The sequence below is a fragment of the Intrasporangium chromatireducens Q5-1 genome (assembly GCF_000576575.1).
Classification (GTDB): Bacteria; Actinomycetota; Actinomycetes; order Actinomycetales; family Dermatophilaceae; genus Intrasporangium_A; species Intrasporangium_A chromatireducens.
Genome location: NZ_AWQS01000081.1, coordinates 1 through 16,568, shown reverse-complemented (window position 1 = coordinate 16,568; position 16,568 = coordinate 1). Strand labels below are relative to the sequence as shown.

General features: G+C 67.5%; 8 protein-coding genes, 1 tRNA gene and 1 pseudogene. 3 read left to right on the top strand and 7 right to left on the bottom strand.

The features are described 5' to 3' along the window. Positions 1-925 (top strand): annotated as a pseudogene (locus N864_RS25065) (MobF family relaxase); the annotation flags it as partial. 163 nt (positions 926-1,088) lie between these two features. On the opposite strand, the gene N864_RS11220 reads toward N864_RS25065, so the two are convergent. The 6 genes from N864_RS11220 to N864_RS11195 all read right to left on the bottom strand — a co-directional run bounded on the left by N864_RS11220 (position 1,089) and on the right by N864_RS11195 (position 10,939). Continuing rightward, the gene (locus tag N864_RS11220) at positions 1,089-1,883 is read right to left on the bottom strand and encodes a hypothetical protein (protein ID WP_155892904.1); all 795 of its coding nucleotides are present in this window, start codon (positions 1,881-1,883) and stop codon (positions 1,089-1,091) included. Next, on the bottom strand, positions 1,880-4,972 hold the full coding sequence (locus N864_RS11215) for a site-specific DNA-methyltransferase (RefSeq protein WP_240474296.1): 3,093 nt from the start codon (positions 4,970-4,972) through the stop codon (positions 1,880-1,882). The genes N864_RS11220 and N864_RS11215 overlap by 4 nt, the downstream gene beginning before the upstream one ends. Continuing rightward, positions 4,956-8,120: a BPTD_3080 family restriction endonuclease gene (locus N864_RS11210; RefSeq protein WP_034716594.1), complete on the bottom strand. Its 3,165-nt coding sequence runs from the start codon at positions 8,118-8,120 to the stop codon at positions 4,956-4,958. The genes N864_RS11215 and N864_RS11210 overlap by 17 nt, the downstream gene beginning before the upstream one ends. Positions 8,121-8,343: 223 nt before the next feature. Next, positions 8,344-9,726 carry a transposase gene (locus tag N864_RS11205; protein ID WP_205620920.1) on the bottom strand — a complete coding sequence of 461 codons (1,383 nt, stop codon included), beginning with the start codon at positions 9,724-9,726 and terminating at the stop codon, positions 8,344-8,346. Between the two features lie 439 nt (positions 9,727-10,165). Further along, positions 10,166-10,242, bottom strand: a tRNA-Phe gene (locus tag N864_RS11200). 175 nt (positions 10,243-10,417) lie between these two features. Then, entirely contained in the window at positions 10,418-10,939 is a 522-nt protein-coding gene (locus N864_RS11195; RefSeq protein WP_034716590.1) for a hypothetical protein, read from the bottom strand. Positions 10,940-11,108: 169 nt separating this feature from the next. On the opposite strand from N864_RS11195, the gene N864_RS11190 reads away from it, so the two are divergent. Then, positions 11,109-11,564, top strand: coding sequence for a hemerythrin domain-containing protein (locus tag N864_RS11190; protein WP_051518470.1), 456 nt, complete (start codon positions 11,109-11,111; stop codon positions 11,562-11,564). Positions 11,565-11,639: 75 nt separating this feature from the next. On the opposite strand, the gene N864_RS11185 is transcribed toward N864_RS11190, so the two are convergent. After that, positions 11,640-14,915 (bottom strand): ATP-binding protein, encoded by a 3,276-nt coding sequence (locus N864_RS11185; RefSeq protein WP_051518469.1) that lies wholly within the window; start codon positions 14,913-14,915, stop codon positions 11,640-11,642. Positions 14,916-15,042: 127 nt separating this feature from the next. Between N864_RS11185 and N864_RS11180 the strand changes: the two genes are divergently transcribed. Then, the gene (locus tag N864_RS11180; RefSeq protein WP_034716598.1) at positions 15,043-16,479 is read left to right on the top strand and encodes a GuaB1 family IMP dehydrogenase-related protein; all 1,437 of its coding nucleotides are present in this window, start codon (positions 15,043-15,045) and stop codon (positions 16,477-16,479) included. The last annotated feature ends 89 nt before the right edge of the window (positions 16,480-16,568 follow it).

Below are 16,568 nucleotides of genomic sequence, written 5' to 3'. Positions count from 1 at the left end.
CGACGTGCGCCGCTTCCGGCACGAATGGGAACGCGAGGCCTCCCTCAAACTGCGCGATGGACGACGCAGCGCCGCGGAAACCTACGCGCGACACGGACGCGTCACCGGCGGCCACCGGGAGACCATCCTGGATCAGTTGTACAAGGCGTGGCGGGCCGACATGAAGGCCGGTCGTCGCTCCCTCATGGTCGCCGCCGACGCGCAAACCGTCACCGACCTCAACACCCGAGCCAGGAACGACCGCATCGCGGCAGGGGAAGTCGCTGCCGATGGTGTGACCCTCGCCGACGGCACAAACGCCGGCGTGGGTGACCTCGTCGTGACGCGTCTCAACCAGCGCGACATTGTGGCGGATACCGCTTCCGTGGCTTCCGCGGCATGGGTGAAGAACGGCGACCAATGGCTCGTCACCCGAGTCGGTGACGAGGGCTCCGTCGTCGTGAGACGTCCAATCGGCGGCGCCACCGCCACCCTTCCGGCCCAATATGTAGCCGAGCACGTCGAGCTGGGCTACGCGACCACTGCCCACCGCGCCCAGGGCCGAACCGTCGACACCGCCCACGCCTACGTGAGTCCAACCACGATGCGGGAACCGCTCTACGTCATGGCCACCCGCGGCCGCGAGACCAACATGCTCTACGTCGACAGCACGTACGAACCCGACCCGGCCACTGCGCATCACGACCCGGACTCGGTCGAGGCGGTAGAGCCACTCGAGGTCCTCCACACCGTTCTGGCCCGCTCGGGTGCAGATGTCTCCGCCCACGAGCAGCGTGATAAGGGAGCCACAACGGCGAGTAACCCGGCGCGTCTCTTCGCGGAAGGCGAAGCCATCCTTGAGGCCCGTCGCCGCGACCAACAGAGCGGACGTCCACTGCAGTGGGCGGCCCAACTGAGCCTGAGCCGACCCCACTTGGAACCGTGACCCAAAGATCGATGGCTTTCCTCCACAAGCACATGGACCCTGCAACGTCATGGGTACTCGGGGCAGCCTGGCCCTGGACTTGGACTGGGGCGCGCCTGCGAAAGCTTTGGTGATTTGGTCGGTGCTACTACCCGAGCCCAGCCGCTCGGCTTACGCGGGCCATTTACGGAACGAGGTTTGTGCTGACCTGCTCCGAGATGAGCGTCCCCAGATGATCGCGCAAGGCGCGGATCTCAAGGTCGAGTCGAGCGAGTTCGGAAGGGCCTGATTCACCGAGCATCGGCTTGGTTGGGTGCATGACGTGCGTCCGCAACTTGACGACATCGTCGAGGGTCTCTCTCGCGGCGTGGTCCGGCAAGCTGTCAACGTGGCGCAGGAACAAGCGCTTGAGATCGGAGAGGTAGAGGTACTCGACTGGACGCGAATCGCGATTCGCAGCCTTCGCTGCTTCCCAGCGCTCCTGGCTCTCAGTCCTGCGCTCGATCTTGGCGATGATCGCGGACTCAGGTGCCTGATGGTGAACAAGGCTGGACAACTGCATCTCGATCTCCGCGACGAGGAGATAGAAGTGCGCCCTGGCCGCGTGCCTCTCCAGGTCACTGGGCGTGATGAAGCCACTCAACCCCTCACCCCGCACAGTGAACACGAAGCCTTCGTCGAGGAGAGACAGCACCTGCGACATCGGCGCCGATGCGGCTACGATGCGCGTCTCACTCAGAGGGGTCATGGCGGACTCGACCGTCGATCCGGCCTCCAGGTCCGTTGTGCGCACCCAACCGATCGTGCGCTCGCCTCGTGTCACCGGCGCTTGATCGTATTCTCCATTGGCGAGCCGGGCCAGAACAAGTGAGGGATCGTCCTCGATCCCAGCCGCAACAACCTCCCTACCAGCGAGTGGCGTATCGATCTGCCCTGCGGTGAACGGAGAGTCGTCGTAGCGGTCAGCGTAGGCACTCACTGGCCGCCGCCCGGGTTTGACGGCGCAATCTTGAACACTTTCATGACCTCATCGCCGTAGTCGTTGATGACCTTCACCGCGATATGGCCCGACTCCGGGCGCTGGAATGGTCGGGACACGGTCGAGTTGAGGGATGCCCAGGCAGCTGCGTCGATCTCCGCCTTGAGCGCGGTCTTGAGCCGCTTGTACGGGTCCCCGCCGCCGGTGAAGTAGCAGTGCCGCACGAAGAATGAGTCGCCGTTGTAGTTCGTGTCGATCATCCACAAGGCGATCTGTCCGGTGTCGTTGGAGCGCACCTCCCCGGTTGTCGGGTCGTACACGTCGACGCCGTGCAACTCGACGACCACCTCGTCGCCGTCGCCAGCGTCAGCCCTCACCGAGATGTCCGGCTCACCGAACACGGTGAAGAGGTTGCCGGCCCCGGTCTTCTTCAGGTCCTGACCCATGAGCAGGTCCACGTTCATGCGCACGAACAGCAGCTTGATCCTCCCAAAAGATCGCTCGCCCTCGACCTGGGCGAAGCCGTCGCTCGAGGTGTCCACGGTGACTCCATCCTGTTCGGTCACCTCGCCGGTGGTCGCGTCGAACGCGAACCCGAGGACGCACAGTAGGTCGATGTCCTTGGCCTCGATCGCCTCCTTGACCGCGTCCCGGGCGAATCGCTGGCTCACCGTGCCATACTGCGGTCCGATCGCGATGCCAACACGCAGCGGTATGCCGCTGGGTTCGCTCCCGCTGTCCGCCCGCCGGGTGCCTACGGCCTGGATGTAGGTTCCCGCATAGGGGTCCACAGAATCGAACTCGATCCGCTCTCCGCGTCGCCCGTTCTGCACGCCGGCCTTGGCAAGGTTGTCGAGGATCGATTGCTCGAAGCTCGGCGCGTCCGGCTGCTCGGCGCCCTCCTGCTCGCTGATCGATTCGCGGTTGGCCGGGTCCGGCCCGCCGGCGAAGGCGAGGGACCGGTGCGGGCTGAGGCTCTCGACGGTGAATGGTCCCGCAACCCGCACCGTCGACTTGTCCTCATAGGGTCGGTCATAGAGGAGCTCGAAGTCCGCGTGCTTCTTGATGGCGGCGTCGATCTCGTCGCGGCTCATGCCCTCATGGATGTCGGGGTTGTTGGCGATCGACTTGAGGGTGATGTGCTGGACGCGCTCGTACACGAAACCGTGCCGGATGTCGTTCGTCGTCCGTACGGGTGGTAGGGCCGTTTCGGAGGCCTCAGATGCCTTGGCCCGCCCCTTGTCCGAGTCCGCCAGAAGGTAGAAGGGGTACCTCGCCCCCATGATTCGTTGCCGGGCGAGGGCAAGAGCCACACGCGAGGTGTCGATCGTGATCCACCGCCGCCCCCAGTGCTCAGCGACGTAGGCAGTGGTGCCCGATCCACAGGTCGGATCAAGCACAAGGTCGCCTGGATCCGTGCACATCAATATGCAGCGCTCAATGACCTTGGTATTGGTCTGCACAACGTATATCTTCGGATCTCCGAACCCGGCCGTGGTGGTGTCGTCCCAGAAGTTCGTATAGCTCAGGACGGGGAAATCGTCGAAGTATCGGATGTAGTAGAGGGTGTTCATTGCCCCGGTGAGTCGACCTGCATTCTTTAGCCGCTCCATGCCCTGCACGTTGGTCTTCCAGCCGCCCTTCTGTGGCCGAAACGTCCCCTCGGCGATCGTCACGGGAAAGACTGTCGTCTGCCCGACACGGGTCGTCTGCGACGTTGTTTGATCACGCCTGAATACCCGGCCAGGCGGCGGTTGGCGGCCCGTCTGCTCGTCCTGGGTCAGCCTCCTCCTTGTGCCATCGGCGAGCTCGACATTCGTATAGGCCGTGCCCTGCTCGGTGTATGACTTGAACTGGTACAGCGTTCGATATTTGACCTGATTCATCGCTTTCGCGTACCAGATGACGAAGTTGTTTACCGCCGGCAAGACGTTGGTCCCGCCCGCGAAACTTCCCGCCCCGCTTGTGGTCTTGAACGAGATCATCGAACAGAAGTTGTCTGCGCCAAAAACTTCGTCCATGAGGGACCGAACGAGGTGGACGTTCTCGTCGCCGATCTGGACGAAGCAGCTGCCGCTTTCCGTCAGGAGATCGCGTGCAGCGAGGAGCCTGTCGCGCAAGTAGGACAGGTAAGAGTGGATGCCCAGCTCCCACGTGTCGCGGAAGGCCTTGATCTGTTCCGCATCGCGTGCGGCATCCTCTAGCTTGCCGTCCTTGACGTCACGCTTGCGCGCCGAGGCCTGCCAGTTGGAGCCGAACTTGATGCCGTAGGGCGGGTCGATGTAGATCATCTGGACCTTGCCGCGAAGGTCTTCTCGTTCGCCCAGCGAGGCCAAGACCTGGAGGGAGTCTCCCAGGATCATGCGGTTCGACCAATTGGCGTCGTGGTGGTAAAAGTCGACGAGGTCCAGTTCGTCGAGCCCGTCGAAGGTGTCGAAGAGGGTGAATTCCGGCTCGGACTCGTGTGCCTTGGCTGTCTTCCGCAGGTTCTCGACGAGGACCCGAGGGTCGATCTTCTCCTGAATGTAGATGGGCGGTGCGTCGGCGACGAGCTCGCTGGCACCTTCGATGGCGGCCGCGGTCTCGTCACCGTACTTGCCGCGCCAAACGAGCTGCGGGTCGAGGGTGGGGTCGCGGTCGACGATGAGGTGACGGGCACGCTCGACCTCGGGTGTGATGAACTCTTGCGCGTCGGCGGTGGGCAGGTTCGTCCGCTTGTCGCCGTGGTTGATAGCGGTGATCGGCACTGGACCGGTCGGCCTGACAGCGGAGGCTCGTCGCCTCTTGGCTGCGGGCTTGCGGGCCATGGTCGGTGCCGTTGCCACGTCGCCTATCTGCGTGCCGACCGACGGCGTGAATGGATCTCCGTCGCCGCTCACGGCGGCGGCGTGGGCGTCGAGCCAGAGCAGCGCGTCGCGTTTTTGCCCCGTCTTGTGGATGATCTTGCCCGTGTGGTCGGCGACGTTCCAGGACCCGTTTGCCTGCCCGATGGCATACGTGCTGGCGCCGTTGCTGTAGTTGACCCAGCCCGTCCCGCCGCCGTCGCTCTTGGTGATGTGGTGCAGATCGGGGTCAGGCGTGCGCGCCACGGCGGGTCTCCTGGAGGTCAAGAAGGTCGGCGTCGCCGATGATTGCCTCGTCGGCGTATAGCGAGGCGATCGCGGCGTCGAGGTTGGGCGTCATGAGGGTGGGGTCGGTGATCTCGGTGTAGCCCCAGCGGCCGAAGCCGCCGTGGTTGTTCACAGCCGGACACCACGAGTTGCGGGCCGTGGCGGCCTTGGTCTTGACCGAACCGGGGGAGTGCGCGCTCTTCTGCCCGCCGGAGACCTCGACGATCAGGACTCGGTCCACCTCGTCGACGGGTTGACGTTTGAGGCGCAGAAGGAAGTCGGGCACGTAGTCGTGGCTGCGCCCCTCGTGAAGGTAGGGGATGGTGAAGCCGAGGTGGTCGTTCTTGACGTATGCGGCGACATGGGGACTGTGCTCGGCGTAGGCCATGAGAAGTTGCTCCCACGTGTTGCCATCAGGCCCGTCCAGGACGACGTGGCTGACCTCGGACCGGGTGGGGTCGCTGGGGAGGGCGACCTTGCGGGTTGGGAATGAGACCTTCCCGGTGGTCCCGACAGGATCGTAACGGCGAAGCATCGGGCGAAGGCGGGGGCGACGATCGCCCTCGACACGTGTAATGGCGGCGTACACGGCATCGGCGGCTTTGGCCTCCCACAGGGCGTACTTGCTGATGTACCCGAGGTGGAAGCCAGGCGCGACGTCAACGGCCTGTTCGAGCCACCCGCGGCAGAGAGTGACGAGGTTGGGGAAGAGCCAAGGGCGAGGCTCGGCCCTGACTCCGGTCTCGTCAACGATGTCGCCGAGCGCGAAGTGGGTCCGGACGAGACGGGTGGCCAAACGGTAGGCGATGGCCTGTGCGCGCATGCTGGCTGGGTCGTCCTGGACGAGTTCCTCGGCGCCGACGATGGGTGCGGCCTCGGTCCAGGTGGGAACGGTGCCAGGTCCGATGACGAACGGCTCGAGGTTGTCGGGGAGGTAGAGCAGTTCATCTGGGACTTCGATGCGGTAGCCGTCTAGCTTGGGGAAGGTGATCCGCAGGTGCTCGCGCCCTGCGACCGTCTGGACGAGAGTGACAGGCTTGGGCGGCTTCGGCTCCGCGAGCGGTTTGTCGTTGGGAATGAATGCGAAGGGCACCCCGTAGACGTTGGCGTACTCGGCGTCGAATCGGCCCTCGTCGTTCACGGCATACGAGCGTCGGCGCAGCCCGCGGCCAACGACCTGCTCGCACAGAAGCTGGGAGCGGAACGCCCGGATGCCGAGGATGTGGGTGACGGTGTTGGCGTCCCACCCTTCGGTGAGCATCGCGACCGACACCACGCAGCGGATGCCCTCACCGAGCCGGCCCTTCTTGCCGACCGTGTTCATCACCTCGCGCAGGAGGTCCTCGTCAGTGAGGCTGTCAACGTCGGCACCGGGGTTACGCAGGCGGTACTCGGCCTTGAAGGCGTCGATCTCGGCGGCAGCTGCGTCCTTGAACTCCTTCTTCATGGCCTCGCCAGACTCCAGTTGGGCGGAGTCGACGAGGATGGTGTGCGGCTTGGGGCGGAGCCGGTCGCCATCCGTGTTGCTGAACAGCGCCAACTTGCCGTCGACCAGGACTGGGGAGCCATCTTCCCGGCTGAGCTCGCCGCCGGCGATCCAGTCGTAGACGAGCTTGGAAACGGCAGTGTTGGGGCAGACGACGATGAATACGGGCGGGGGCTCGTCGAGCGGGGCGAGGGTGCGGGTCCAGTTGTCGTAGGCGCGTTCGTAGGACCGGTAGAGGCTGAACAGTGCAGCCTCGAGCTCGGCCGGCGGGGTCCAGTTCGAGATGTCGGTGTCGGCGCGGGCCCGCTTGGGCAGCTGCTTGTCGATCAGGTCCCAAAGGTTGAGGAAGGTGACGGTGTCGATATCGGCGTTGTCATCCACCGGGATGCGGGGGACCTTGACGATGCCGCACTCGATGGCGTCCATCAGGGAGAAGTCGCTGACCGTCCACGGGAAGATGAAGCCTTCCTTGTAGCCGGAACCGGCCAGGTAGAACGGGGTGGCGGACAGGTCGTAGACGGACTTGACACCGACCTTGCGGGCGATGGCCTGGATGCCCTTGAACCAGACCCGGGCGTCGATGTTGCGGTCGGCGTCTTCCTTGGCGCCCTTCTCGACGCCGGCCTCCTCGGCCTCGACGGTGATGGGCTTGTCCATGTAGCAGTGGTGGGCCTCGTCGTTGATGACGATGATGTCGCTCTGCCGCTTGCCGCTGCCAACGCCCCAGCCACGCAGTACCCGCGACACCATCGCGTCCTCGGTCTCCTTGAACGGGTCGTCCTTGCGGCCCGCGAGGAGGATCTGGCGGGTCGTGCGCGAGACGCCTTCGATCTCCTTGGCGTCTTTGAGCAGGAACGCGTGGTAGTTGGTGACGAGGATCTGGGCCTTGCCGAGCAGGCCGCGCAAGTCCGGTGGGACGAGACCCCGCTTGTCGTAGTAGTTCTCCGGGTCGTTCGGCTGCAGCACGCGCAGCCGGTCGCGAATGGTAATGCCGGGAGTGATGATGAGGAACCGCTTTGCGTAGCGGCTGTTGCCACGCGCGCCGGTGATCTTGTTGAGGGTCTGCCAGGCGATGAGCATCGCCATGACCACGGTTTTGCCAGAACCTGTGGCCATCTTGAGCGCGACACGGGGGAGGCCGGCGTTGTGCTCGGCGTTCTGCTCCTCGAGGTCGGGCCGCCAGTCCCTGAAGCCAGCGACTCGGCCGCTGACCTCGGCCAGGAAGATCGCCGTCTCGGCCGCCTCGCGCTGGGCGAACAGGATCCTGTTGTCGCGGTGCGAGTCGGCCCAGTGGTGCAGGAGTTTGGTGCTGGTAGCGGTGGCGCCCCGGTAGTCACTTGCCCGCCAGATTTCGAGGTCATGGCGTAGGCCGTTGATCAGGGTGTTGCGTTGGATCTGCTCGTGGGTGAGCAGGAGAGAGAGCTGTTCGGAATCATCGGGGCTTAACTTGCTGGCCTTGCCGCGGCCCTTGCGGACTGCCGGAACCGGGATGAATGACTCGCTGGGCCTGCGGCCGTCGATGATGCGCCCGGTCGGCCCCTCCGGACCAATCTCAAAGAAGCGCGTCGGAGCGTCGTATGGTCCGTTGAGGACCGGATCATCGAGCGGTTCGGTAGTCCTGCCCGACTGTTCTGCTGTCACGTGCCGATCTCCCCCATTGAGCCCATTTTGAGCCACTTTAGAGCGTGTTGCGCGAACGTATGGGGACTTGATCAGGGCCGTTCGGTTGACCGGCGCAGCCACGCAGGCCGGCCCAGTAGCGCTGATCGGGAGTGGGGTCGTTGTGACCTGACTCGGCCTGGAGGATCCCCTGGGCCGCGTAGGGGGCGCCACGAGGCGCGATGGAAGTGCCCCGGGGGGCCTGTTAGGCGGCGGCCGCGGCTCCGATCCGGCTGTAGGGCGCGAGGGTGGGGTCGGTCAGGACGCGCCGGTAGAGCTTGAGCAGGTTGTGGGTACCGCAGATGAGTTTCCACTCCGCGTCGGCGGCGGCCTTACCTCGTCGGCTGAACCTGCGGATGCCGCGGGCGCCTTTGATCTGTCCGAAGACCGGCTCGATGATCCGTTGCCGGTGCCGGTAGATGGCGTTGCCGTTCTTGGTCGAGACCTTCCGGTCCATCCGCTCGAGCAGGGTGGCGTCCTTCTTCAGCGGCCCGCGCCGCCCGGTCCGCGGCGCCGGGTTCTTCTTCATGTTCCTTGTCGCGATGTAGCAGTCGGGGTCCTGCTCGCCCAGGGCGGCGAAGTTCTCCTCGCTGGCGTAGCCGGCATCGGCCAGCAACTTCTCGGGCCGCTCGGCGATGCCGGCCGCGCCCAAGGAGGCGTGGGTGGCGGTGATCATCGGGTGCAGCTGGGTGCAGTCGTTGTGCTCGTCGGTGACCTCGGCAGACAGCACGACCTGCTCCTCGTTCGCGGCCGCCTGCGCGTTGTAGCCCTGCACGAACCCGTTCGCCGTCGACATCACCCCGGACTCCGGGTCGGTGGTGTTGACCTTCTTCGGCTTGTGCCGGGCCCGCTCCTGCGGGGCCTTCGGTTTGCGCCCGCGCAGCTTCGACCCGCGCTCGGCCTCCGCGGCGGCACGCGCCGCCAAATGGTCCTCGTGCGCCTTCAGTTGCGCCTCGAGCTCGGCGTCGAGCTTCTGCTTGGCGGCCTTGAACCGGCGTCGCCGGTCGGCCCGGCCCCGCAGCACCGCGGGCGGCTCATCCCCCCGGTCCACGCCATGCTGGGCATCCTCGGCCGCATCGGCCGCCTCCGCAGCAGCGAACAGCTCCTCCACCGCCCGGTCGAGGCTGTCCTTGGACCGGTTGCGGGCCAGCGACGCCGGGGCGGCCATCTTCGTCCCGTCGAGCGCGACCAGCCCGACACTGGTCATCCCCGCCCTGGCACACAGCCGCAGCGAGGCGGTGAACAGCGACTTGAGCGCCTGCTCGTGACGAGCCCGGAACCGCGCGATCGTGGTGTGATCCGGAGGCAGGTTGGCGCACACCACCCGGAACGCGACATCCACGTAACAGGCCCGCTCGATCTTGCGGGAGGACACCACGCCGGTGCAGTACGCGTACAGCAACAACGCGACCATCGTCTTGGGATGCCGCGCAGCGCCACCCCACCCGTCCGCCCGGTACCCGGCATAGAACCCGCTCAGGTCCATCTCCTCGACCGCGTCCATCACGAAGAAGGCCAGATCATCCTCCGGCAACCACTCCATCAGCGACGGCGGCAACAAGAAGAACTGGTCCTGATCCTCAGCCACGAAGTTGTACCCCACGGTCTGTCATCCTGCCGCCCCGACCCACCCAGGTCACCGACCGACACCCCTCACGCACGCCCGAGGTTCGTGCAACACGCTCTTTAGCCATATGGGTTTCGCCGTCGCCCGATGCTCGCCGAGACGATCTGGTCGCGCCTGCGTCTTAACTCCGTGCTCGACGGCCGTCACCATCGCGGTGTTCACGTCCAACGACGTCTACCGAACGCGGCCCCTCGTCAGGAGCAAGATCCCCGCCGCCCAAGCAACTCTGCACCTGCCGCGTCAAGAATCTTGACGTCGAGCTTTCGTGCAACGAGTCGTGCAACCAACTGCGGCAAAACAGGGTCCAGAGGGGCCTCTGACGGTCATTTCGACGTCGAAGCGAACGCTCGAACAGATATGCAAAACCGCAGGTCAGAGGCGGTTGACCTGCGGTTTCGGGTGGTGGCCAGGGGCGGGGTCGAACCGCCGACCTTCCGATTTTCAGTCGGACGCTCGTACCAACTGAGCTACCTGGCCGGGAACAACGTGAGGAACTATAGCGGACCCACTGGCCCTCTCCTCAAATCGTCCGGCAGGGAACTCCACGGCGGCCTCTCCGCAGCCGGGAGATGACCGGTCGACGGGGCGAAGGAGTCCGGTCGAGGCGCGGATAGTGACCGGTCGACGGGGTGAAAGTGACCGGTCGACGCGGTCAGGCGGCCGGGCCGCGGTCGCGCACATCGGCGACGTGTTCCATCGCGTCGCGCAGCTCGCCGAGCCAGTCGCCCTCGTGCTGGCGGACGAGCCGGACGCACCACGCGAGGGCATCGGCCCGAGACCGAGCCACGCCCGCGTCGACGAGGGTGTCAAGGACGAGCCGTTCGGGCTGGCGCAGCCGCGTCATCGTCGGCGCCGCGACATGGGTGAACAGCTCGGTCCGGTCGCCGACCCGGACCGCCCAGGAGACCTTGCGGTCGAACCGGTGCTCCGCCTCGCGGGCGATCCGGATCCGGTGGTCGCGGGTGTCCTCGCGGAACGCCTTGGCGCGACCGGCCCGTGCCTCGGCCCGCTCGGCGTCGCTCGAGCCGTCGGGCAGGTCGACGTCCTCGATGGTGAGCACGACCGTGATCTCGTCGCGGTCGATGGTGATCTCGGGTGGCGCGACGCGCCACGCCTCGGGCAGCCGTCCGGTGAACCAGCCCCGGACTCGCTCCCACGCTTCCTTCGTAATCATGTAATCAGCATTACTCCGCAACTCTGGCTCGTCAAGAGTCTGCCCTCCACCGCTGACGCGAGCGTCCGCGCGGCCACACCCCCTTGATGCCCGTCAAGGCCACCCGGCGGCCACGTTGGCCTAATGGAGGTGCAGCGGCGAACCACCGCCGCGAGAAAGGGAGAGCATCATGAGCATCCACACGATCACCACCGACGCCGAGTCGGCCGACCGGGTCCGCGAGCACCACCGCCACCTCGTCGCGGAGCTCGAGGGCCTCGTCGGCGCCCTCGACACAGTCCGCGGCCCCGACGAGGCGCGAAGGGCTCTCACGACTTGGCTGCACACCCAGCTCGCGCCGCACGCCGCGGGTGAGGAGGCGACGCTCTACCGCGCGGCGGCCGACACCGTGCAGGGCCGGCTGCTCATCCAGTCGATGGTCGCGGAGCACCGCCTCATCTTCGAGCTCGTCGGCGAGCTCGAGGCCGCCACGAGCCAGCCGGCCGCGGCGGCTTGGGCGGGCGCGATCCTCCGCGTCTTCCGTGGCCACGCCGACAAGGAGAACGACCTCGTCCTGCCGCTGCTCGTCGCCGAGCCCGGTGTGGACCTGACCCTCCTGCTCGGCGAGCTGCATGACGCGCACTGAGCGCCGGCCCGCACGGGGACCCCACGAGAAGGCGACGTATGCCGCTGAGCTGGCTCAGCGGCATACGCTCGCTTGTCACTCGGCCTCGGACGGCTCCGCACCGGTCTCGATGACCCGGGAGGCGACCTCGCGCAGCTTGATGTTGCGGTCCTGACTCGCCCGTTTCAGCCGCAGGAATGCCTCCGCCGGCGTGATCCGGTGCCGCTCGACGAGGATGCCGACGGCCTGGCCGATGTGCCGCTGGCTCTCGACCGCGATCTGCAGGTTGGCCTCGCGGTTGGCGAACTTGCTCACGGCCACGACGCGGTCGACGGCGAGCGAGAACGCCTGGGCGAGCAGGTCGCCGACGATCCGCTCGTCCGCGGCCACCGGTCGAGGGGCGGGGAACTGGACCCAGGCGCGGCACTCCGCCGAGTCGCTCTTCGGGGCGATGAGGATGCCCGGCACCGGCCCGTCGAGCGGCGCGGCCGCCGGGTCACCGCCCAGCCCCTCGGCCGTCTGCTCGGGCAGGTCCTCCGCCCCGACGGGGCCGCCTGCCGTGAAGACGACGTCGTGCGCCCCCGCGAGGGCGCGCACCGTCGAGTCACCGTCGAACAGCTCGCTGAACCCGGCGACGGCGGCCATGAGCACCTGCTCGAGATCCTCGGCCGTGCCGAAGTCGGCGCTGAGCCGCGCCGCGGCCTCGCGACGGGTCCGGCCCTCGTGTTCGCGCGTCACGTCACGCAGGGTGACGACGAGGAGCGGCGGGTTCTCGGTGCCGCCGTCCACCTGGCGGGCCGCGGTGCTGACCCAGACCCGTCGGCCCGCCTTGGTGACAAGCTCGACCTCGGCGCCGAGCAGGTCGCCGCGCTGGAACTGCTCCACCGTCTGGGCGAACTGGGTGAGGCTCTCGGTCACCGTCTGGGCGCCGGGGGACCAGGGATAGGGCAGCTCGATCGGCCCGTCGGACAGGTCCCAGCCGAGCAGCTCGGTGAACGCGTCGTTGACCTCGAGCACCACCCCGTTGAGGTCGGCGATCAGGAGCGGGTCCTGGAACGTCGTCATGACGGCTCGCCGCCAGGCGGCGTCGCGGCTGCGCGACCGGGCTCGCTCGAGGTTGCTCGCGATCCGGGCCCGCAGCTCCGACACCGAGAACGGCTTGACGACGTAGTCGTCGGCGCCGTACTCCAGGCCGGCCGCCGTCGCGTCCTCGCCGGCGCGGGCCGACAGCAGGACGATCGGCACGTTCGCCGTGCGTGGGTCGGCCCGTAGCTCCTTGACGAGGGCGAACCCGTCGAGGCCGGGCATCATGACGTCGGCCACGACGATGTCGGGTGTCTCTCGCATACAGCTTTCGAGCGCGCTCAGCCCGTCGGGCACCACCTCGACGGCATAGTCGGTGAGCACCCCTGCGAGGTAGGAGCGCATGTCGGCGTTGTCGTCGGCCACGACCACCCGGGGAGCGGACTCCGCCGCCCGGCAGGCGTCGCGGCGCTGGATCTCTGCGGCGGCGAGACCGCGCCACGTCGTCGTCTCGGCGAGGAACGAGGGCGCGTCGCGCCGGCTGACGGTCGTTCGCCTCGCCTGCTGCTCTCGGGCATTCGCCTCGCGCGCCTGGAGTTCGAGCGCCGCTTGGGCGGCGACCCCGCTCGTGGGGACGTAGGGGAGGGCCACCGTGAAGGTGCTGCCGACGTCGGGCTCTGACTCGACGCGCACGGAGCCACCGAGCAGCTCGGTCAGCTGCTTGACCATTGCGAGGCCGATACCGGCCCCTTCGTGTGCACGGGCCCGCGGGTGCTTCGGCAGCTGCTCGAACCGCCCGAAGATGCGCTCCTGGTCGGCGGGGGAGATGCCGACGCCGGTGTCGGCGACGGCGACCTCGAAGTAGTCCAGGTAGTCCGTCAAGGTGATGGAGACGGACCCCTCGGGCGTGTACTTCAGGGCGTTCGACAGCAGGTTGAGCACGATCCGCTCGTACATCGCGTGGTCGAGCAGCGCTGAGCGCGACAGGTCCTCGCACGTCACCGTGAAGTCGAGCCCAGCGCTCGAGAAGGCCGAGTCGAAGGCTGAGGCGAGGCCCCGCGTCACGTCCGCGACGTCGACGGGCACGAGCTCGGTGTGCACACCTCCGGCCTCAATCCGGCTGAAGTCCAGCATGGCGTCCACCATGCGGGCCAGCCGGCTGATGTTGCGCTCGACGAGCGTGAGCTGGTCACGCAGCTCGACGGGCGTCGTGACGTCGTGGAGCAGCGCGTCGACGGGGCCGTGGATCAGGGTGAGCGGGGTGCGCAGCTCGTGGCTGATGTTGGTGAAGAAGAGGCTCTTCTCCGCGTCGAGCTCCTGCAGCGCCTTGCGACCTTCCCGCTCCAGCTCGAGCTCGTGCAGGCCTGACAGAGCCGTGCGCAGGTGGAGCGCCGCGAGGGACAGGTAGCCACGGTAGGTCTCGTCCCAGCCGCGCTGGACGTGCTGCCCGACGGCGAGGACCGCGGCCGGGCCGACCACGCCGGGCACCTCCACCGGGATGGCATGGACCGCGCAGATCGGCTCACCGGCCGACTCACGCTCCTCGCCCTGGTGGAGTGAGGTCGGGACGAGTTCGACGGTGACCTCGCGACCGTTCGTGACGGCCTCCAGGGCGGCCTCGTTCAGCAGGTCCCGCCGGTCGTCCCGCGTATGGGTCCGGGTCGACATCGGCACCCCGTTGACGACCTCGTAGACCCCGACGATGGGGTGGTCGGACCAGTTTGACTCGAGGATGTCGCCCGCAACGGCGCACACCTCCGTGGCGTTCGGCAGGTCGGCGAGCTCGCTGGCCAGACGGGTGAGGACGTCGACCCGGTGCTGGTAGATGATGTTGCGGGTCGTCTCCATGACCGTGCAGAAGACGCCGCCGACGCGCCCGTCGTCGGACTCGTCCGCGATGGGGCTGTACGAGAAGGAGACGTAGAGGTCCTCGGTGTAGCCGTTGCGGTCGAGGCGCAGGAGGTGGTCGTCGGACCACATCGGCCCCTCCCCGGCCATCACGTCCTCGAGGAGCGGGAGCAGCTGGTCGCGCAGCTCGGGCCAGATCTGTGTCATCGGTGCCCCGAGGGCATGCCCGTGCTTGCGCGAGCCGAGGATCGGCACGTAGGCGTCGTTGTAGACCACCCGCAGCTCAGGTCCCCACAAGACGAGCATTGGGAACCGCGACGTCAGGCAGACGCTCACCGCGGCACGCAGGCTCTCGGGCCACCGCTGCCAGGGGGCGAGAGCGTTGCCCGACCAGTCGTGCTCGAGCACGAGGCGGCCGAGCTCGCCGCCGTATCGCAGGATGAGGTCCCGCCAACGCCGATCGGCGTCCCGCTCGTGCGCGGGAACCGGGATCTCATTCATATCCGTCACCACGGCAGCCTACGCTGCTCGCCCCGGCCCAAGGCGCTCTTGGCAGGGACCAGGTCTGGGCGGGCTGGTGCGCCTGCACCATGCGTGAGTATCCGGCCAGCGCCTAGAGTTGCCGTTCGTGCAGTTCCTCAACGGCCTCCTGCCGACCTTTGACCTCACCTACGACGACGTCTTCATGGTGCCGAGCCGCTCCTCGGTGACGAGTCGCCTCGACGTAGACCTGCAGACCGTCGACGGCTCCGGCACGACCATTCCGCTCGTCGTCGCGAACATGACGGCCATCGCCGGCCGCCGGATGGCCGAGACGGTGGCCCGTCGCGGCGCCATCGCGATCATCCCGCAGGACATCCCCCTCGATGTCGTCGCCGACGTCGTCTCGTGGGTCAAGAGCCGCCACCTCGTCCACGACACCCCCATCACGCTCGCGCCGACGACGACGGCCGGGGAGGCCCTCGTCCTGCTCGGCAAGCGCGCCCACGGCGCGGCGGTCGTCGTCGACCGCAACCGCCCGGTCGGCATCGTCACCGAGTCCGACCTGACCGGGGTCGACCGCTACACCCAGGTCCGCGACGTCATGTTCACCGACCTCGTCACCCTGCCGGACGACATCGACCCCCGCCACGCGTTCGACCACCTCTCCGAGTCGCGGCGCCGGGTCGCCCCCGTCGTGACCCCGACCGGCGAGCTCGCCGGGATCCTTACCCGGGCCGGCGCCCTCCGCTCCGGGCTCTACCAGCCGGCGACGGACGACTCCGGGCGGCTGAGGGTCGGCGCCGCGGTCGGGATCAACGGTGACGTCGCCGCCAAGGCGAAGGGCCTGCTCGACGCCGGCGTCGACCTGCTCGTCATCGACACCGCGCACGGGCACCAGGAGAAAATGATCGACGCACTCCGTGCCGTGCGCGGCCTCGAACCCTCCGTCCCGGTCGTCGCGGGCAATGTCGTGTCCGCCCAGGGCACGCGCGACCTCATCGACGCGGGCGCCGACATCGTCAAGGTCGGCGTCGGGCCGGGCGCGATGTGCACGACCCGCATGATGACCGCCGTGGGCCGGCCGCAGTTCTCCGCCGTCCTCGAGTGCGCCACCGCCGCGCGGGAGCTCGGCAAGCACGTGTGGGCCGACGGCGGGGTGCGCCACCCCCGCGACGTCGCTCTCGCCCTCGCGGCCGGCGCCTCGAACGTCATGATCGGCTCGTGGTTCGCCGGCACCCTCGAGTCGCCCGGCGACCTCTACACCGACCCCGACGGGCGGCAGTACAAGGAGTCCTTCGGCATGGCCTCCTCGCGCGCCGTCCTGGGCCGGACCGCGACCGACACCGCCTACGACCGCGCCCGCAAGGCGATGTTCGAGGAGGGCATCAGCGCCGCGCGGATGTACATCGACCCCGAGCGACCCTCCGTCGAGGACGTCATCGACGAGATCATCTCCGGCCTCCGCTCGAGCTGCACCTACGCCGGTGCCGTCACCCTCGAGGAGTTCACCGAGCGCGCCGTCGTCGGCATCCAGAGCACCGCCGGCTACGCGGAGGGACGCCCGCTCCATACGTCGTGGTGACGCCCTCGGGGACTGGCCTTTCGACGGGAGCTGGCCTCTCGACGGACACACCGTCGAGAGGCCACGAACCGACGAAGGGCCACGAACCG

Coding starts and splice junctions, on each gene's coding strand:
- N864_RS11185 (WP_051518469.1), bottom strand. CDS start 14,915: ATGAATGAGATCCCGGTTCCCGCGCACGAGCGGGACGCCGATCGGCGT.
- N864_RS11190 (WP_051518470.1), top strand. CDS start 11,109: ATGAGCATCCACACGATCACCACCGACGCCGAGTCGGCCGACCGGGTC.
- N864_RS11195 (WP_034716590.1), bottom strand. CDS start 10,939: ATGATTACGAAGGAAGCGTGGGAGCGAGTCCGGGGCTGGTTCACCGGA.